The sequence below is a fragment of the Pandoraea terrae genome (assembly GCF_902459695.1).
Lineage (GTDB): Bacteria > Pseudomonadota > Gammaproteobacteria > Burkholderiales > Burkholderiaceae > Pandoraea > Pandoraea terrae.
This window is the reverse complement of record NZ_CABPRZ010000018.1, coordinates 60,846-77,752: the sequence shown is the minus strand read 5'-3', so window position 1 is coordinate 77,752 and position 16,907 is coordinate 60,846. Positions and strand designations below refer to the sequence as shown.

Below are 16,907 nucleotides of genomic sequence, written 5' to 3'. Positions count from 1 at the left end.
ATGGAGCGTCACCATGGATATCGACAGCGAAGTCGACCAAGGCACCCAGAACGCCCTGCTGGGTCTCGTGCACCGCCACACCGGCATTTCCATGACAGCGAAGAAGTGGACGTTGCTGCAGGGCCGCCTGCGGCCCCGCTTGCGTGCGCTCGCGCTGCGCAATTATCGCGACTACCTCGCGCTGCTCGAGAATACGCCGGATGAGGTCCGCAACTTCATCAATCTGGTGACGACGAACGAGACATCGTTCTTCCGCACGCCGCGCGTGTGGGACTATTTCGCGCAGCACTACCTGCCGCGGTGGTTCGACGCGCATCGCGGGGCCGTCTTCCATCTGTGGTCGGCGGCCGCGTCATCGGGCGAGGAGGCGTATTCGGCGGCGATGCTGTGCGAGGAGTTCCGGGCCCGTCATCCGTCATTCCAGTACCAGATCCATGCGACGGACATTTCGAGCCAGGTGCTGGCCTCGGCGATGACGGGCCAGTTCCACGGGCGCAGCATCGACGGACTCAAGGCGGCACGGCCGGCCATGCTGGCAAAGTATTTCCGCGCAAGCGCCGGCGGCTATGCGGTGATACCGGCGCTGCGCACGCACATCATGTTCTCCGAGCACAATCTGTACCGCCCGCTCGCGGCACGCGAGGCCTTCGACCTGGCACTGCTGCGTAACGTCCTCATCTATTTCGAAACGGCCGATCAGGAATGCGTGATCGAGAACGTACGGCAATCGCTGGCGCCGGACGGCATGCTGATCGTCGGCGAATCGGAGTCGCTCTCGCGGCTGAAGACCGGTTTCGCGTTCGAGCAGCCGCTCATCTACCGCAACCACGGGGCGCCGCATGACAGAACCGCATGAGGTACACGAGATCCAGGTATTGATGGGCGACGTGAAACTCGGACGCGGGGGTGATGTCCTGCGCGCCACGCTCGGGTCGTGCGTCGGGATCGGGTTGATGTGGCGCGCGCGCGGCCTGTACGGACTTGCGCACTGCCTGCTGCCGGAAGCGCCGCAGCCGACATTGGCGATCGGGGCCAAGTATGTGACGCAAGCGGTGCCGTCGCTGCTCGCGCTGATGCGGATCGGCGATGCCCGGCGCGGCGAAGTTGAAGCGGTGATCGCGGGCGGCGGCAACATGATGCCGCACCAGCCCCCGGCCCGTCACGGGCTTATCGGCGCGCAGAACGCAAAGATGGCGCAGGACCTGATGAAAGCGGCGGGGATCCGCATCGTGCATCTGGAGATCGGCGGCGAGGCCGGCCGGCAGATGACGATCGACTGCGCACACCACCGCTTCACGGTGCGCACCATCGGCGTGGCACCGCATCCAGGCACGCCCCCGGCATCGCCGCTGTCGCCGGTCACCATGCCACCGATCGCGCATGAAAAGGAATCCCCATGAACGCGCGTTCCGATCAAGGCGCTTACGGCAGCATGCCCGCCTATGCGGGATTGAATACCCCGCCCGGCTTGCCGTCGGCGTTGCCGCCCGGCATGCGTCCCGTGCCGGACTCGCCGCCCGCCCAATCCGCGGTCGCGGTGCCCGACGCGATCGAGCTCTATGGCTCGTTCCATCTTGGCCAGACGGAGCTCGCGCTGCCGGTATCGTCGTTGCAGGAGGTGGTCAACTACCCCGCGCGCGTGACGCCGGTGCCGCTCGCGCCGTCATTTCTGCTCGGCCTCTTCAATCTGCGCGGCACGCTCATCCCGATCGTCAACCTGAAGCCGTTGCTCGGCATCGCCGATGCCGGTGTGCGCGCCACGGAGAAAATTGCCATCGTCGATCACGGCGGCGTGCGCGTCGGCCTGTTGTTCGATACGACCGGCGAGATCCTGCGGATTCGTCCGTCCCAGAAAACCGACTTCGTCTACGGCGAGGGCTCGCCCGATGCCGCGCGCCCCGCCCCGGTGATCGCCGGGGCGATCAAGCTCGCGAACGGCGATCGCATCCTGCAAATTCTGTCGCCGTCGGCGCTCGTCCGTATCGAAAACATGCCGCACCTGCTCGCGCGGCAAGCCGAAACCGCGCCGCAACATCGGCGCTCAGTGCAAGGCCAACGGCTCCAATGCGTATCGTTTCGCGTCGCGCACGCGCGTCTGGCACTGTCGATGAGTGCGATCCAGGAGATCATCCGCAAACCTGAACTGCAGAACTCGGCGTTCGGCAGCGAGTTCTGCATCGGCATGCTCAATCTGCGCGGGATCATTGTGCCGGTCATCGACTTCGCCCGTTTCCTCGACATGACCGCCACGCCGCCAGATGCCGCTGTCGCCGGGACAGCGGCCGACGAACGGCGCGTGCTGATCGTCAAACAGGAAGACGTGCACTTCGGCTTGCTCGTCGATGCCGTGGACAGCATCGTGACCTATCATGCCGAGGAACTGCTGGCGATTCCCTCGTTCAGCCGGCGACATGCGGGGCTGTTCGCGGGATGCATCGCGCGTGAAGGGGGCGCGGACATCATCCTGCTCAACCCGAACGAACTCTTCACGCACGACCAGGTCCTGTCGCTCACGCAAGGCCATCGCGATCTCTACCGCAATGCTGCGGGCGTTGCCACGCCAGGCCGCCGGGGCAAGGGCGCGCGCAGCGGCGCACGTCAGGCGTACATTGCGTTTCGTCTCGACTACCTGCTGGGCGTACGCATCGACCAGTTGCGCGAGATCATCCATTTCTCGCCGGACATCATCCGCGCGCCGGGCGCGCCATCGTTCGTGCGCGGCATGCTGAACCTGCGCAAACAACTGGTGACGATCGTCGATCTGCGCGCGATCTACGGAATGAAGCCGTATGCGGACGAAGCCCACGCGCGCATCCTCATCATCGAACGCGGGCAAGAGAAGTTCGGGCTGGTGGTCGACGCGGTGGAGAACATCGTCACGATCGACGAAGCCGACAAGCTGCCGGTGCCGGCCGTGTTGATCGGACAGGCCGGCAACGATTTGCGGCTCGATATGCGCGAGGCAGTGGAGATACCGTCCCAGGACGGCGCGCCGAAGACGTTGATGCTGCTCGACCTCGCCCCGCTCACGGAGCGGATCGGCCATGCGCTGGCATGACGGCCCCAGCCCGATTTCCGGTACGACTCAGACGGCTGCGTGCCGATGAATATCGTGGGTCACGAAACCCGATTCATCGGTCGGCAATTCCAGCCAATCCGGATGCGCCAGTGTGCGGCACACATCGTCGTAGCCACTCGCCCAGTGATCGAGCATCGTCGGCAGGCTGAACTGAAAGTCCTTGTAGTGCCCTTCGTACTCCTTGTTGCGGTAGATCATCTGAATCACGTTATAGCGCTTGCTGCACGCGATCTGCTCGGCGGCGTGACACCACGGATCGTGCTTGCGCAAGTCCGCCGGCACCCGCTCCAATACTTCGCGCAGCACGCGGCGATAATGCTGGGCGCGCTGCAGGTGGTCCGTCACCAACCGGGTCCGGCTCGAGAACTGAATGTCCTTCTGGCGTCCGGCCACGTCGTTGAGATTGTCGGGCAACGGCCCGCGCGCGCTCCACAGGTCGACTTGAAACGCGAGCGTGTCGCGGCGCGGTGACGTGCCCAATACTTCGGATAGCGGCGTATTGGAGACGAGGCCGCCGTCCCAATAATAGTGTCCGTCGATCTCCACGGCCGGGAATCCCGGCGGCAGCGCACCCGACGCCATGAAATGCTCGGCGCGCAAGGTGTCGCGCGTGTTGTCGAAGTAGACGAAATTCCCGGTATGCACGTTGACCGCGCCGATCGACACACGCATCTCGCGCGCATTGATGCGATCGAAGTCAACGAACTTCTCGAGCGTCGCGCGCATTGCCGACGTATCGTAGAAACTGGCGTGCGCGGGGTCTCCCATGGCCGTCGGCAGCGGCGGCGGAAAGCGCGGCGTGAAGAAGCCCTTCTGCCCTTCGGTCATGGCGCGCCATGCCTGCCATGCGCTATAGGCGACACGCCCCGACTCCGGACCGCCCAGCATCGCCGCTTCCCACGCGGCGGGCATCGGCGGGAACACGGCCGGCTGGCAGATCGTGCGCCAGAACGCGTCCAGCTGTTCGACCCGGCGCTCGGGCGCGTTGCCCGCGATGATGGCAGTATTGAGCGCGCCGATCGAAATCCCGGCAAGCCAGTTGGGCGTGATACCCGCTTCATGCAGCCCCGCGAACACGCCCGCCTGGTACGCACCCAGTGCGCCCCCGCCTTGCAGCACCAGCGCCACGGTCTCATAGGGCGGCAAATCAATCGTCCGTCGCGGGACCTTGGGCGGGTTCGCGGTCATGGGTTTGTCCTCCAATTACTGCATGAACCAGCCGTGGCTTACGACGAACGACTGGCCCGTGAACGCGGCGCTCGGGAAGGCCGAGAGAAACAGGACGGTCTGCGCAACGTCTTCCACGGTCGTGAACACGCCGTCGACGGTGCCGCCGAGCATGACCTTCTTGACGACCTCGTCTTCCGAAATGCCAAGTTCCTTCGCCTGTTCCGGAATCTGCTTGTCAACGAGCGGCGTGCGCACGAAGCCCGGGCACACCACGTGCGAGCGCACATTGTGCTTCGCCCCCTCCTTCGCCAACACGCGCGCGAGGCCGAGCAATGCGTGCTTGGCCGCGACGTACGCCGACTTCAGCGGCGACGCTTCGTGCGAATGCACCGAGCCCATATAGATGACGACGCCGCCGCGATCGTCCTTGTACATGTGCTTGAGCGCGGCCTTCGTCGTCAGGAATGCGCCGTCGACGTGGATGGCCTGCATCTTCTTCCAGTCCGAATACGCATAGTTCTCAATCGGATTGACGATCTGGATGCCGGCGTTCGACACGAGAATGTCGACCGAGCCGAGCGTGGCGGCGACGTTGTCGATCCCCTGATTGACGGCGTCTTCATTAGTGACGTCCATGGCAATGCCGAGCGCGCGCCCGCCGGCGGCTTCGATTTCCTTCGCGACGGCGTTGGCGCCGTCAAGATTCAGGTCGGCAATCGCCACGGCCGCGCCGGCCTTGGCCAGCGTCAGCGCAATTTCCTTGCCAATGCCGCTCGCGGCGCCGGTGACGACTGCGACTTTTCCGCTCAACTGGCTCATACAACACTCCTGTATCGAAAAAATGTAGCGACGTAATGTTTCATCGGACAATCATCAGACAAAAAAGGCGCCATCGCTGGCGCCTTCGGTCGTTCGCTTTACCGCGTGATCGGCTTGTAGCGGATACGCTTCGGCTTGGCGGCTTCTTCGCCCAGACGCTTCTTCTTGTCCGCCTCGTACTCCTGGTAGTTGCCGGGGAAGAACTCGATATGCGAGTCGCCTTCGAAGGCCAGGATGTGCGTGGCGATCCGGTCGAGGAACCAGCGATCATGCGAAATCACCATGACGCAGCCCGCGAATTCGAGCAGTGCGTCTTCGAGCGCGCGCAGCGTTTCGACATCGAGGTCATTCGAAGGTTCGTCGAGCAGCAGCACGTTGCCACCGGCGATCAGCGTCTTGGCCAGATGCAAGCGGCCGCGTTCACCGCCCGACAGCGCGCCGACCTGCTTCTGCTGGTCCGATCCCTTGAAGTTGAAGCGGCCGATATAGGCGCGCGACGGCGTTTCGTAACGGCCGACAGTCAGCACGTCGGCGCCGCCCGAGATTTCCTCGAACACGGTCTTCGTGCCGTCGAGGGCGTCGCGGCTTTGGTCGACATACGCGAGCTTCACGGTCGGACCGACCTTGATCTCGCCGCTATCCGGCGTTTCCTGACCGGTCAGCATGCGGAAGAAGGTCGACTTGCCGGCGCCGTTGGGGCCGATGATGCCGACAATCGCGCCCGGCGGCACCTGAAAGCTCAGGTCGTCGATCAACAGGCGGTCGCCGAAACCCTTCGACACGTTCTTGAATTCGATGACTTCGTTACCCAGACGCTCGCCGACCGGAATGAAGATCTCCTGCGTCTCGTTGCGCTTCTGGTATTCCTGGCTGTTCAGTTCATCGAAACGGGCCAGACGGGCCTTCGATTTCGCCTGACGCCCCTTTGGATTCTGGCGCACCCATTCCAGTTCTTTCTTGAGTGCCTTCTGACGCGCGGACTCGCTCGACTCTTCCTGCTTCAGGCGGTTTTCCTTCTGGTCGAGCCACGAGCTGTAGTTGCCCTTCCAGGGAATGCCCTGGCCACGATCCAGTTCGAGAATCCACTCGGCGGCGTTGTCGAGGAAGTAGCGATCGTGGGTGACGGCCACGACGGTGCCCGGGAAACGCGTGAGGAACTGTTCGAGCCAATCGACCGATTCCGCATCCAGATGGTTGGTCGGTTCGTCGAGCAGCAGCATGTCGGGACGCGAAAGCAGCAGACGGCACAGCGCCACGCGGCGCTTTTCGCCACCCGACAGATGGCCGATCCTGGCTTCCCACGGCGGCAAGCGCAGAGCGTCGGCCGCGACTTCAAGCTGTTGTTCGGCATTGTTGCCGTCGGCCGCGGACAGAATTGCTTCGTACTTCGCCTGTTCGGCGGCGAGCGCGTCGAAGTCAGCGTCCGGTTCGGCATAGGCCGCGTAGATTTCGTCGAGCTTCTGGCGGGCTTCGAAGACTTCGCCCAGGCCGCCTTCGACAGCTTCGCGCACCGTCTGCTCCGGATCGAGCTGCGGTTCCTGCGGCAGGTAGCCGATATTGAGGTTCGCCATCGGTATGGCTTCGCCCTCGATCTCCTTGTCCACGCCGGCCATGATCTTGAGGACGGTGGACTTGCCCGAGCCGTTCAGGCCCAGCACGCCGATCTTTGCGCCCGGGAAGAACGACAGTGAGATGTCCTTGAGGATGTGACGCTTGGGCGGAACGATCTTGCCCACGCGGTTCATGCTGAATACGTACTGTGCCATGCGGCTTCCTGACTGAAACGGTGAATTACCCGAAGTGTAGCAAAGGCGGGGGAAGGAAAGCGCGAGCCGCGACACGCAACGCAGGTATCGGCGATTTACCGGTGACTTACCGGCGCCTCATCGGCTACGGACGGGTCGCGCTTCGCGACGCGTGAGGAACGTCCAACGTCACCGCGCTTCTGGGGTAGGCGCAGCACGGCAGGATCCAGCCCTCGCGCTTTTCATCGAAGCTCACGCCCGGCCATTCGATACGGTAGGTAATCTCACCCTCGGGCTTGAAGCACAGGCATGCACGGCAGGTGCCATTTCGGCACGAACTCGGCAACTTGATGCCGGCCGCCTGCGCGGCGAGCAGCAACGGCTGATCGCTGGAAGCCTCGAAGGTCCAGCCGGCGGGCAGAAGGGTCACGGAAAAGCGTTCGGTCATGGGCGCTAAGGTATCACGTGGCGGGCTTCGCGGTCCGCTTCGGCGCGCTTTTTGATGACGCGCTACCATACGGCTTCCTCCGCCAAATTTCGGCAAATTCTCGGCAACTGCCTTGAAATATCCCGAATGCGGCGCCAGATACGCATCTCCTGGCGCGTCGGGCGACCCACCCGCCGCTCGCGACGCGCCGCATCCGGTCCATCATGCCGCTCATCGACACCACCCGCCTCGAAGCCGCCTTGCATCAGTTCGCCGACGAACGCGACTGGCATCGGCATCACACGCCCAAGAATCTTGCCATGGCATTGTCCGTGGAAGTCGCGGAGCTCGTGGAAATCTTCCAGTGGCAAAGCGAAGCCGAATCGCAGGCTGTCATGCAAAGTCCCGAGGCGCGCCACGTCGAGCAGGAACTGGCCGACATCGCGCTCTATCTGGTGCGGCTGTCGTCGGTGCTCGGCGTGGACCTGAACCGCGCGATCGAGGAAAAACTCGTGCTCAACGCGCGAAAATATCCCGCGCCGGGCAACCCCTGATCCATTCGCCGCACGCCCCGGCCCCCTTTTTCCACGGAATTCCCCATGTCCGACATACCTTCCCCGCAACCCCGCCGGCGTGCGATGTCCGCACGGCCGCGCATGCTGTTCCTCGCGGTCTTCGCGTTGCTGCACGCCTACATCGGTTGGCGCCTGTTGCCGGTCCTGCCCGTCGCCATGCCCTGGAAAGTGCTTGGCGCCCTCGGCCTGGCGGCGTCGTGCGTGCTCATCCCGGTCGGCATGATGGGGCGCTCGATTCAAAAGCAGCCGCTGTCCGACTATCTGTCGTGGGCCGGCATGTTGTGCGTGGGCATCTTTTCATCGCTCTTCGTGCTCACACTGCTGCGCGATGCGATGCTGTTCGTCGTGCCGCTGTTCACACCCGTGGATACACAGCTCGTAGCGCGCTCGGCCGTGCTGGTGCTGATTCTCGCGGCGTTCGCGACCGTGGTCGGCTTCTTCAATGCGCGGCGTCTGGCGCAAGTGGTCGAGGTGGACGTGCCCCTGGCGGGCCTGCCCGCCGCACTGCATGGCTTCACGATCGCACAAATCAGCGATATCCACGTGGGGTCCACGATCAAGCGCGGTTACGTCGATGCGATTGTCGATGCCGTCAACGCGCTCAAGCCCGACATGGTGGCGGTCACCGGCGATCTGGTCGACGGCGGTGTATCGGCATTGTCCGAACACACGGCGCCGCTCGCGCGCCTGTGCGCACGCCACGGCGCGTTCTTCGTCACCGGCAATCATGAGTACTACTCGGGCGCGCCCGCGTGGACAACCGAGTTGCGCCGCCTCGGGCTGAATGTGCTCGAGAACGCGCACGTGGTGCTCGAGCACGACGGCGCGGCCTTGGTCGTGGCCGGCGTCACGGACTTCAGCGCCCACCACTTCGACCCCGCCAAGCGCAGCGACGCCCAGGCCGCTATCGCTGGCGCGCCGCAAGGCATGCCGCGCATTCTGCTCGCGCATCAGCCGCGCAGCGCGCAAGCGGCCGAAGCCGCGGGTTTCGATCTGCAATTGTCCGGTCATACACACGGCGGGCAATTCTGGCCGTGGATGTATTTCGTGCCGCTGCAGCAGCCGTTCGTGGCCGGCCTGCACCGTCTGAACCGGCTGTGGGTCTACGTGAGCCGCGGCACTGGCTACTGGGGGCCGCCCAAACGCTTCGGTGCGCCGTCCGAAATCACCCGGCTGCGGCTCGTGCCGGCCAAGGGCTGAATTCGACTGCCGGCACGCGGGCAACTAAACCCGCGTTATCGTCGCGCGTTACAATCGCCCCCTGTTCCGACAGGCTTCGCCTCGCGCGACGCCGCTGCCCCGCCGATTCGTCATGAAAAAACTGCCGCCGAGCACGCTGCTCGAGACCGTCTCCGTCCGCATTACCGGCAAGATCCACGGGGTCGGCTACCGGCAGGCGGCCGTGCGCCACGGGCATATGCTCGGCGTACGCGGCTGGATACAGGCGCTGCCCGATGGCACCATCATCGGGATGGTGCAGGGCACGCCCGATCAGGTCGATCTGATGCTCGAATGGATGCGGCGCGGCCCGCCAGATGCGCGCGTGAGCGAAGTCACGAGCGAGGTGGCGTACACTTATCGCCGGTTTGACCGGTTCGAGCAGCTGTAAGCGGCATCAAGCCGCGTCAAGCTGCGCCGCAACCGGTGTGCGTCACGTTTTGTGACGATAGTTGATGCGACCCTTGGTCAGGTCGTAAGGCGACATTTCGAGCGTCACCCGATCGCCAGCCAGAATACGGATGCGATTCTTCTGCATGCGGCCGCTGGCGTAGGCCCATACTTCCACGCCGTTTTCCAGCGTAACGCGAAAACGGTTGTCGGGCAGCACGTCCGAGACGTGACCGCTAAATTCAATCAGTTCTTCCTTGGCCAAATTCGTGTCCTCATAGGGCGCTCGCGCGCCGGTTGTGAAAATCGCCGGGCCATGCCGCAGGCGGCGCGTTGCCGGACGGCTACGCGCACTCGAACTGACAGGAGGAAATGCGGCGTTCGCCAGGAGGCGACGTACCGATTTCACGGCGAATGGTTCGAAGAGGCAAGGCACATCACGGCGTAGCCGCGATGCATCGCAGTGCGTGCGCGGTGGCCGGCCACGGCATGACGCCGCAAACGACACCAGGGAGCGAACCGCAGAGACATGACGTCGAAGACGCCAGGCGATCACCGGATCCTCTTTGACCCGGTTCCGCAAGGATACGCTCTTATTGCTCGTCCGTGGGGAAAAGTTGCCTGAAACCGGCCCCCATTCGAAGTTGTCATGTAAATTTTGTAGCATTTTGACCGTCAGGATTGCACTTTCGGGCCATTTTTTGCGGTTTTTCGGCATCAGGGCAGCGGTGGCGCCGATCGGACCCGCCAGATCATGGGGCCTGTTCGCACTCGCCGCTTCGGCTATCCTGTAAACACGCCCGCCCCTCCGAGGAGAGTCACCATGAAGACTGTCGCCCAACTCCTGAAAACCAAAACATCGGCCACGGTGTACCAGGTGCCCCCATCGGCATTTGTGCGCGACGCGCTCGTGATGATGGCCGAAGGCCGCGTGGGCGCCGTGCTCGTGACGGAAGGCGACAAGATCGTCGGGATCTTTACCGAGCGCGACTATGCGCGCAAGGTCGCGCTGCACGGCCGCACGTCGGAAAACACCACCGTGCGCGACGTCATGACGACATCCGTCATGTATGTGCGCCCGGATCAGACCAACGAGGAGTGCATGGCGATCATGACGCAAAATCGCCTGCGCCACCTGCCGGTCGTGGACGACGGCCAGCTCATCGGCATCATTTCCATCGGCGATCTGGTGAAGGACATCATCTCGGAACAGCAGTTCACGATCGACCAGCTCGAGAACTACATCATGGGCGGCGGCGGCGCAATGACGACCAAACAGAGCCGCCCGTCCTGAAACGAGCCTAGGACTGCAGCGCCGCCGCTTCGGCGCGCTGCAAGAACGCGCTCGGCGTCATGCCGCACGTCCGCTTGAAGTGGCGTGCCAGATGGCTCTGGTCGAAGAAACCGACTTCCGTGGCAACCACCGAACCGGGCACGCCGGCCAACAGCAGGCGTTGCGCCGCTTCGATTCGCACGCCGCACAGATATCGGTACGGCGAGAGCCCGAAGCGCTCCCGGAACGCCGTCGCGAAACGCGACACGCTCAACGCCGACAACTCCGCCAGTTGCGCCAGCCGCAGCGGTTCGTCGAAATGCGCGTGAATGAATGCGCGCGCGTCGTCGAGCGGGCCGCATGCATGAAGGCGCGGCGCGCGCGACGACACCGGGTTCGCCGGTCTTGCGGACGTGCGCGCGCGCCCCGGTAGCGCCACAGCCGATGGGTTCATGGCGATATCACCGTCGGAGTGACGGGCTGGGCCGGCGCAGACGCGCACGCCCCCGCGACGGCCCAGCGCGTGATGGAAAACGGCGCCAGGTCGATTTCGGTGCGACCTGTGGCCATCCGTTCGGCCAATGTCTCGCCGACACCCGGGCCAATCTGAAAGCCCGAGCCGCAAAAGCCGAACGCGTAGAACAGTCCGTCGATCTTGCCGCTTGCGCCGATCACCGGCTCGCCGTCTGGCAGATAGCTCTCCACGCCGCTCCACACTCGAATGATGTGCAGCGGCGCCATCGACGGCACGAGGCGGCGGAATTGCTTGAGCTGCCCGACCGTGTTCTCGGGCAATACCGACGCGCGCGAGGTCGCCGCGTCGGCCGGCCCGGGCGGGCCGCCGCCGAGAATCAGATTGCCGCGCGGAATCTGCCGGAAATAGACGCTCTCTTCCTTGATCGAGGTGTAGACACCCATCGACGAACGGAAAACGTACGGTACCGGCTCCGTCACGGCCATTTGCGGGCCTCGCACGACCAATGGCGCCGGCTCGCCGAACTGCGCCGACAACGCGCTCGCCCAGGCGCCCGCGCAAATCGCGAGCTGGCCCGCGCAGAAGACCCGGCCGTCCGCGGCTTCAACGCGGAATCCGTCATTCGTCTTCTCGACATGCCGGATGTCCGTGTTCTCGTGAATGGACGCGCCAAGGCGCGCCGCCACCCGTGCAAACGCCGGTGACGCAAGGCGCGGATTGGCGTGACCGTCGAGCGGCGAGATGGACGCCGCCAACACATCGCGGCCAAGAAACGGAAAACGCCGGCGCATCGCGTCGCCGTGCAGCACCTCCAGATCCAGGCCGTAGTCACGCGCGGCGTTGGCGTATTCCTCGAAATAGACCGCATCGTGTTCGTGATAGCAAACACGCGTGTGGCCCGAAGCGATGAACTCGATATCGTCGCCGAGCAAGTCGCGCGAATCGCGCCAGGTGCGCAACGCGCGGTTCGACATCGCCAACTCCGGCAACGCGCGGCCCTGCCGGCGGATGCCGCCGAAGTTCGTGCCGCTTGCCTGCTGGCCGGTCAGGCCGCGTTCGAGCAGGATCACGGACACGCCGCGGCGGCGCAGAAAGAACGCCGTACTCGTGCCCATGATGCCGCCGCCGATCACGATCACATCGGCGGTCTCCGGTGTCAGTGGGGTTTGCCTGAACATTTGCATGAGGGTGTTCATGCGCGCTCCGCTTCGCGCGACGACGTCGGCGCGTGTTGTGATGCTTCCTCGTCGAGCGCCAACGGCAACGGCTTGACGGGCGCCTGTCCGCGCAAACGGCCGACAGCCGCGAGCGGCACAGCGGCCGCCGCCGCGATCACTTCAGCGCCGGCATGGCCGCAGAAACGCCCCTGGCACCGCCCCATGCCGACACGCGAGAAAGCCTTGGCGCGGTTCGCTTCGATCGCCCCCGCATCGCGCACCACGCGCCGCAACTCACCGGCAGTGATGCCTTCGCATCGGCAAACAATCGTCTCGTCCGGCAACGCCGCCGCGAAACGCGCCGGCCACGGGAACGCGGCGCGCAACCCCGCAGCAAAACGTGTGAAGCGCGCCAGTTCGGCGCGCAGCCGGGGCGCATCGTCGTGCGGCATCGTGACGCCGAGATCGCGCAATACCGTCAACGCCGCAAGGCGCCCGGAACGCTCGGCCGCATCGGCGCCGCGCACACGCATGCCGTCGCCCGCGAGATAGATGCCCTTGACGCTGCTGCGGCCGTCATCATCCGCCTGCGCCAGCCATTGCTGGACGTGCGCATCGAAATGGAACGTGCACCCCGCGAGATCCGCCAGTTGTGTTTCGGGACGCAGGTGGTAACCCAGCGCAACGGCATCGGTATCGATGGCGAGATCGCGTCCGTCGGCCGTCGTGACACGCACGGCCGTCACGCCTGCGGCATCCGTCCCCACAATTTGCTTCGGCGTGATGCCGTGACGGATCGGCACGCCCGCGCGCCGCAATGTCCGGATCAGCGCCATGCCCTTCATCAGCGCCGCCGGCTGCGAAAGCAGCAACGGCAACGCCTGCAAGCGTTGCGTGACGGTCGACGTATCGAGCACGGCAGCGACCTTGGCGCCGGCCTTCACGTACTGCGCCGCAACCAGATACAGGAGCGGCCCCGTGCCCATCATGACGGTACGCGCGCCGATCGCGCACCCTTGCGACTTCAGCGCCACCTGCGCGCCGCCCAGACTGAACGTCCCCGCGTACTGCCAACCGGGCACCGGCATGAGACGATCCGTCGCGCCCGCGCAAATGACGAGCGCGTCGAACGGCAATGCGCGATACGCCGTGCCGCTCGCCGTGTGAACGACGCCGTCGCGAATATTCCAGACCAGTGTCTCGGGCAGATAGTCGATCTTGCCGCGCAGCGCGTCGAAGGCCGCATGAAGCGCCTGGGCCCGTGCCGCTTCCGTGCCGTAGAGTGCATCGTAGCGACGCCCGAAATTCTCCGGCTGGCGACGATAGATCTGTCCGCCGTCGCGCCGCCCCTCGTCGATGACGAGCGGATGCAGGCCGGCCTCGACCAACGCCGCCGCCGCGCGCACGCCGGCCGGTCCTGCGCCGATGACAATTACACGCGGGGCCATACGTCCTCCCCGGCGGCGGTTGTCATCGTCGCATCGCCGCCGCGCACAAGACGCGTCACGATCGCCATGCCCGGCGCAGCCGGCGTCGTACAGGCACGCAGCCGCGCGCCGTCACGTGTCCAGACCCAGCAGTCCTGGCATGCACCCATCAGACAGAATCCCGCGCGACGCTCGCCGCCGAATTCCGAATCACGCAAGGCATTCTGCGTTGTAAGCAAGGCGACCATCAGCGTGTCGCCCTCGCAGGCGTCGATCATGCGCCCGTCGACGGACATGCGGAAGGTGTTCCGTCCGGCCTCGGCCACGCGCACGAAACGTGCACGTGACGGCATGCGGGCGTCCTCCGGCAGGATTTCGCGTGACGAATCGCTCATGCGTGCGCTCCCGCATCCGCCGGCTCCATCGTCTGGCCTGTCTGCAGTGCGCCCAGCGCATCCACCGAGTGATGACACAGAATCGCTGCGCCGTTGGACAACCGCCTGAGCGGCGGCGGCGTGGCATTGCACAGGCCGTCGATGCGCACCGGGCAACGGCCGCGGAAGCTGCACAGCTCCGGTACGTCGCTGGCTGCGCCCAAGGCCGGCAGGACTGTGCCCGTCATCGCCCTGCGTTCGTCGAGCCACCCTTGGCGCAATTCCGGCACGGAATCGACCAGCAGGCGGGTGTATGGATGGTATGGCGGCGACGTCAGGACATGACGCGCGCCCGACTCGACGCGCTGCCCTGCGTAGAGCACGACGACTTCGTCGCAGATCGCGCGTACGGTCGAGATATCGTGGCTGATGAACATGTACGACAGCCCCAGTTCACGGCGCAGCTCGGCCAGCAAATCGACGATCGCCGCGCCCACGACCGTATCGAGCGCCGAGGTCACTTCGTCGCAAAGAATCAGTTCCGGGTCCGCGGCAAGCGCCCGCGCGAGGTTCACGCGTTGCTTCTGACCGCCGGACAGGCCGCCCGGCGTGCGCGTGAGCAGCGACGACGGCAAGCGCACGCGATCGAGCAGCGCGAGCGTGCGCTTGCGGGCCGCATCGCCGCGCAGGCCGTGATACAGCTTGAGCGGGCGCGCCAGGATATCGGCGATGGAATGACTCGGGTTGAGCGCCGTATCGGCATTCTGGAAAACGATCTGGATGCGGCGGTAATGATCGGCCGTGCGTTCGCCCAGGGTATCGGGCAACGGCTTTCCGTCGAACAGGATTTCGCCGCGCGCACGCGGCACCAGACCGGCAACGACACGCGCGAGCGTAGTCTTGCCCGAACCCGACTCGCCGATGATCCCCACGGCGCTGCCGCGTGCAATCGTCAGGCTGACGTCGTCGAGCACGCGAATCGCAGGCAGGCCGTGCCGATCGTGCCGCCCGTATCCCGCGTGCAAGCCGCGGATTTCAAGCAGCGGCGCGGCCGCCGCGGGCGCGTGGGGCACCGGCGCATCCGGTCTGCGGCGCGCGCCAAGCAGTTGCCGGGTGTAGGCGTCGACAGGCGCGTCGAGCACTTGTGCCGTGGCGCCATTCTCGCGCACGGTCCCGCCGTTGAGCACTACGATGTGATCGGCCATCTGGGCCACCACGGCCAGATCGTGCGAAACGTACACCGCCGTCGTCCCCAATTCGCGCACGACCTTCTTGAACGCCGCGAGCACCTCGATCTGCGTCGTAACATCCAGCGCCGTGGTGGGTTCGTCGAACACGACCACTGCCGGATCGGTAATGAGCGCCATCGCGGCCATCAGCCGCTGCAACTGGCCGCCCGAGACCTGATGCGGGTAACGGTCGCCGATCGTCTCGGGCGACGGCAGCGCCAGCGCGCGAAACAGATCGACGGCCTTCCTGCGCGCGTCGGCCGCTGCCGATGTCTTGTGCAGCAGCGCCGGCTCGATCACCTGATCGATGATCGTGCGGGCCGGATTGAAACCGGCTGAGGCGCTCTGCGCCACGTACGCGACCTTGCGCGCGCGCAACGCGCGGCGGCCCCGGTCGTCGAGCCCCAGCACGTCGATGTCGCCGATACGCACCGACCCGCCCGCGATCATGCAGCCGCTGCGCGCATAGCCGAGCAACGCCAGCGCGATGGTCGTCTTGCCCGAGCCCGACTCGCCGATCAATGCGAGGACTTCACCACGGCCGACGGAAAAATCGACGCCTTTGACGATCTCGACCTGCGCCCCTGGTGAGCCGGCAACCACACGCAGGCCGCGCACCTCAATCATGTTCGTCTTCATGCTGTTCGTCGTCATTTGGCACCTCCCGCTCCGAAGGCGCCGCGGCGGCGCAGATTGTCGATGAGCAGGTTCACGCCGATCGTGAGCGTGGCGATGGCCACGGCAGGCATCAACACTGCCGGCGCGCCTTCGGCAAGGCCGCCGATGTTTTCGCGCACCAGCGAGCCCCAGTCCGCATTCGGCGGCTGCACGCCCAGCCCCAGAAAACTCAAGCCGCTCAGCAACAGCACGATGAAGACGAACCGCAGACCGAAGTCCGCCAGCATCGGATGGATCATGTTCGGCAGCACTTCGACGCGGGCAATGTAGAGCAGCCCCTCGCCGCGCGCGCGGGCGACCTGCACGTATTCGAGCGTCATCAGATTGACGGCCAACGCGCGCGAGATCCGGAATGCGCCCGGGATATAGGCGAACGCGGCCACGACGATCAGCAACGTATTGGACGAGCCGAATGCCGCGATGACCACAAGCGCGAGCACCTTGCTCGGGATCGAGATCAACGTATCAAACAGGCGGCTGAGGACTTCGTCGGCCCAGCGCGGCGCCACGGCGGCGCACAGACCGAAGAACGTGCCGATCGTGCTGGCCAGCACGGCGGCCGCAAGCGCGATGCCGACCGTGTAGCGTGCGCCGAACAGAATCCGGCTCAACATGTCGCGGCCCAGATAATCGGTGCCGAGCGGATACGCGGCGCTGTAGTGCGCGAAGATCTCCGTCGACGTGACAGCGCCACCTTGATACGGCGCAATGAGCGGACCGATGAACGCGACGAGCAGCCAGCCGACGACGATCAACCCGCCGAGCAGGCCGAGCACGGACACGCGGCTGACCAACCGGCGCAATGCGCCGGGTTTCGTGGACGTTTCCGGTTCGGTCGGCTTCATCGTGACGGGAGCAGCTGGGGTCACCG

Annotated in this window: 18 protein-coding genes; 7 read left to right on the top strand and 11 right to left on the bottom strand. The window is 65.2% G+C overall.

The window, feature by feature from the left end; all coding sequences use genetic code 11:
- Positions 1–13 precede the first annotated feature (13 nt).
- From PTE30175_RS19320 to PTE30175_RS19310, 3 genes are read left to right on the top strand one after another with little or no spacing between them, the layout of a single operon-like run.
- Positions 14–856, top strand: coding sequence for a CheR family methyltransferase (locus tag PTE30175_RS19320; RefSeq protein WP_150698691.1), 843 nt, complete (start codon positions 14–16; stop codon positions 854–856).
- Positions 840–1,400, top strand: a complete 561-nt coding sequence (locus PTE30175_RS19315) for a chemotaxis protein CheD (protein ID WP_150698690.1) — start codon at positions 840–842, stop codon at positions 1,398–1,400. Before PTE30175_RS19320 ends, PTE30175_RS19315 begins: the two co-directional genes overlap by 17 nt.
- On the top strand, positions 1,397–3,058 hold the full coding sequence (locus PTE30175_RS19310) for a chemotaxis protein CheW (protein WP_150698689.1): 1,662 nt from the start codon (positions 1,397–1,399) through the stop codon (positions 3,056–3,058). The genes PTE30175_RS19315 and PTE30175_RS19310 overlap by 4 nt, the downstream gene beginning before the upstream one ends.
- A 27-nt stretch (positions 3,059–3,085) precedes the next feature.
- Here the strand turns inward: PTE30175_RS19310 and PTE30175_RS19305 are convergent, their stop codons facing one another.
- From PTE30175_RS19305 to PTE30175_RS19290, 4 genes are all read right to left on the bottom strand, one after another.
- A complete protein-coding gene (locus tag PTE30175_RS19305) occupies positions 3,086–4,267 on the bottom strand; it encodes a DUF3734 domain-containing protein (RefSeq protein ID WP_150698688.1) in 1,182 nt (393 codons plus the stop codon).
- Between the two features lie 15 nt (positions 4,268–4,282).
- Positions 4,283–5,068 (bottom strand): 3-hydroxybutyrate dehydrogenase, encoded by a 786-nt coding sequence (locus PTE30175_RS19300; RefSeq protein ID WP_150698687.1) that lies wholly within the window; start codon positions 5,066–5,068, stop codon positions 4,283–4,285.
- 98 nt (positions 5,069–5,166) lie between these two features.
- Positions 5,167–6,834: an energy-dependent translational throttle protein EttA gene (ettA, locus tag PTE30175_RS19295; RefSeq protein ID WP_150698686.1), complete on the bottom strand. Its 1,668-nt coding sequence runs from the start codon at positions 6,832–6,834 to the stop codon at positions 5,167–5,169.
- Between the two features lie 124 nt (positions 6,835–6,958).
- Positions 6,959–7,261 carry a 2Fe-2S iron-sulfur cluster-binding protein gene (locus tag PTE30175_RS19290; protein WP_150698685.1) on the bottom strand — a complete coding sequence of 101 codons (303 nt, stop codon included), beginning with the start codon at positions 7,259–7,261 and terminating at the stop codon, positions 6,959–6,961.
- A 203-nt stretch (positions 7,262–7,464) separates the two neighbouring features.
- On the opposite strand from PTE30175_RS19290, the gene PTE30175_RS19285 reads away from it, so the two are divergent.
- The 3 genes from PTE30175_RS19285 to PTE30175_RS19275 all read left to right on the top strand — a co-directional run bounded on the left by PTE30175_RS19285 (position 7,465) and on the right by PTE30175_RS19275 (position 9,424).
- Positions 7,465–7,794, top strand: coding sequence for a nucleotide pyrophosphohydrolase (locus PTE30175_RS19285; protein ID WP_150698684.1), 330 nt, complete (start codon positions 7,465–7,467; stop codon positions 7,792–7,794).
- A gap of 84 nt (positions 7,795–7,878) precedes the next feature.
- Positions 7,879–9,015: a metallophosphoesterase gene (locus PTE30175_RS19280; RefSeq protein ID WP_150698737.1), complete on the top strand. Its 1,137-nt coding sequence runs from the start codon at positions 7,879–7,881 to the stop codon at positions 9,013–9,015.
- A 112-nt stretch (positions 9,016–9,127) separates the two neighbouring features.
- Positions 9,128–9,424 (top strand): acylphosphatase, encoded by a 297-nt coding sequence (locus PTE30175_RS19275; RefSeq protein ID WP_150698683.1) that lies wholly within the window; start codon positions 9,128–9,130, stop codon positions 9,422–9,424.
- Between the two features lie 42 nt (positions 9,425–9,466).
- Here the strand turns inward: PTE30175_RS19275 and infA are convergent, their stop codons facing one another.
- Complete coding sequence (infA, locus tag PTE30175_RS19270) at positions 9,467–9,688, bottom strand: translation initiation factor IF-1 (RefSeq protein WP_150698736.1); 222 nt, start codon at positions 9,686–9,688, stop codon at positions 9,467–9,469.
- A 558-nt stretch (positions 9,689–10,246) separates the two neighbouring features.
- Here infA and PTE30175_RS19265 point away from each other — a divergent pair.
- On the top strand, positions 10,247–10,717 hold the full coding sequence (locus PTE30175_RS19265; RefSeq protein WP_150698682.1) for a CBS domain-containing protein: 471 nt from the start codon (positions 10,247–10,249) through the stop codon (positions 10,715–10,717).
- Between the two features lie 7 nt (positions 10,718–10,724).
- Here the strand turns inward: PTE30175_RS19265 and PTE30175_RS19260 are convergent, their stop codons facing one another.
- The 6 genes from PTE30175_RS19260 to PTE30175_RS19235 are packed head-to-tail and all read right to left on the bottom strand — an operon-like array spanning position 10,725 to position 16,881.
- Positions 10,725–11,087 carry a helix-turn-helix domain-containing protein gene (locus PTE30175_RS19260; RefSeq protein WP_224788873.1) on the bottom strand — a complete coding sequence of 121 codons (363 nt, stop codon included), beginning with the start codon at positions 11,085–11,087 and terminating at the stop codon, positions 10,725–10,727.
- A 59-nt stretch (positions 11,088–11,146) separates the two neighbouring features.
- On the bottom strand, positions 11,147–12,367 hold the full coding sequence (locus PTE30175_RS19255) for an NAD(P)/FAD-dependent oxidoreductase (protein WP_224788870.1): 1,221 nt from the start codon (positions 12,365–12,367) through the stop codon (positions 11,147–11,149).
- On the bottom strand, positions 12,364–13,776 hold the full coding sequence (locus tag PTE30175_RS19250; protein WP_150698680.1) for an FAD/NAD(P)-dependent oxidoreductase: 1,413 nt from the start codon (positions 13,774–13,776) through the stop codon (positions 12,364–12,366). The genes PTE30175_RS19255 and PTE30175_RS19250 overlap by 4 nt, the downstream gene beginning before the upstream one ends.
- The gene (locus tag PTE30175_RS19245) at positions 13,761–14,150 is read right to left on the bottom strand and encodes a (2Fe-2S)-binding protein (RefSeq protein WP_224788869.1); all 390 of its coding nucleotides are present in this window, start codon (positions 14,148–14,150) and stop codon (positions 13,761–13,763) included. The genes PTE30175_RS19250 and PTE30175_RS19245 overlap by 16 nt, the downstream gene beginning before the upstream one ends.
- On the bottom strand, positions 14,147–16,012 hold the full coding sequence (locus PTE30175_RS19240) for an ABC transporter ATP-binding protein (RefSeq protein ID WP_150698679.1): 1,866 nt from the start codon (positions 16,010–16,012) through the stop codon (positions 14,147–14,149). Before PTE30175_RS19240 ends, PTE30175_RS19245 begins: the two co-directional genes overlap by 4 nt.
- Positions 16,009–16,881, bottom strand: coding sequence for an ABC transporter permease (locus tag PTE30175_RS19235; RefSeq protein ID WP_224788868.1), 873 nt, complete (start codon positions 16,879–16,881; stop codon positions 16,009–16,011). Before PTE30175_RS19235 ends, PTE30175_RS19240 begins: the two co-directional genes overlap by 4 nt.
- Positions 16,882–16,907: the final 26 nt, after the last annotated feature.

Coding starts and splice junctions, on each gene's coding strand:
- PTE30175_RS19320 (WP_150698691.1), top strand. CDS start 14: ATGGATATCGACAGCGAAGTCGACCAAGGCACCCAGAACGCCCTGCTG.
- PTE30175_RS19315 (WP_150698690.1), top strand. CDS start 840: ATGACAGAACCGCATGAGGTACACGAGATCCAGGTATTGATGGGCGAC.
- PTE30175_RS19310 (WP_150698689.1), top strand. CDS start 1,397: ATGAACGCGCGTTCCGATCAAGGCGCTTACGGCAGCATGCCCGCCTAT.
- PTE30175_RS19305 (WP_150698688.1), bottom strand. CDS start 4,267: ATGACCGCGAACCCGCCCAAGGTCCCGCGACGGACGATTGATTTGCCG.
- PTE30175_RS19300 (WP_150698687.1), bottom strand. CDS start 5,068: ATGAGCCAGTTGAGCGGAAAAGTCGCAGTCGTCACCGGCGCCGCGAGC.
- ettA (WP_150698686.1), bottom strand. CDS start 6,834: ATGGCACAGTACGTATTCAGCATGAACCGCGTGGGCAAGATCGTTCCG.
- PTE30175_RS19290 (WP_150698685.1), bottom strand. CDS start 7,261: ATGACCGAACGCTTTTCCGTGACCCTTCTGCCCGCCGGCTGGACCTTC.
- PTE30175_RS19285 (WP_150698684.1), top strand. CDS start 7,465: ATGCCGCTCATCGACACCACCCGCCTCGAAGCCGCCTTGCATCAGTTC.
- PTE30175_RS19280 (WP_150698737.1), top strand. CDS start 7,879: ATGTCCGCACGGCCGCGCATGCTGTTCCTCGCGGTCTTCGCGTTGCTG.
- PTE30175_RS19275 (WP_150698683.1), top strand. CDS start 9,128: ATGAAAAAACTGCCGCCGAGCACGCTGCTCGAGACCGTCTCCGTCCGC.
- PTE30175_RS19265 (WP_150698682.1), top strand. CDS start 10,247: ATGAAGACTGTCGCCCAACTCCTGAAAACCAAAACATCGGCCACGGTG.
- PTE30175_RS19255 (WP_224788870.1), bottom strand. CDS start 12,367: ATGAACACCCTCATGCAAATGTTCAGGCAAACCCCACTGACACCGGAG.
- PTE30175_RS19250 (WP_150698680.1), bottom strand. CDS start 13,776: ATGGCCCCGCGTGTAATTGTCATCGGCGCAGGACCGGCCGGCGTGCGC.
- PTE30175_RS19245 (WP_224788869.1), bottom strand. CDS start 14,150: ATGAGCGATTCGTCACGCGAAATCCTGCCGGAGGACGCCCGCATGCCG.
- PTE30175_RS19240 (WP_150698679.1), bottom strand. CDS start 16,012: ATGACGACGAACAGCATGAAGACGAACATGATTGAGGTGCGCGGCCTG.
- PTE30175_RS19235 (WP_224788868.1), bottom strand. CDS start 16,881: ATGAAGCCGACCGAACCGGAAACGTCCACGAAACCCGGCGCATTGCGC.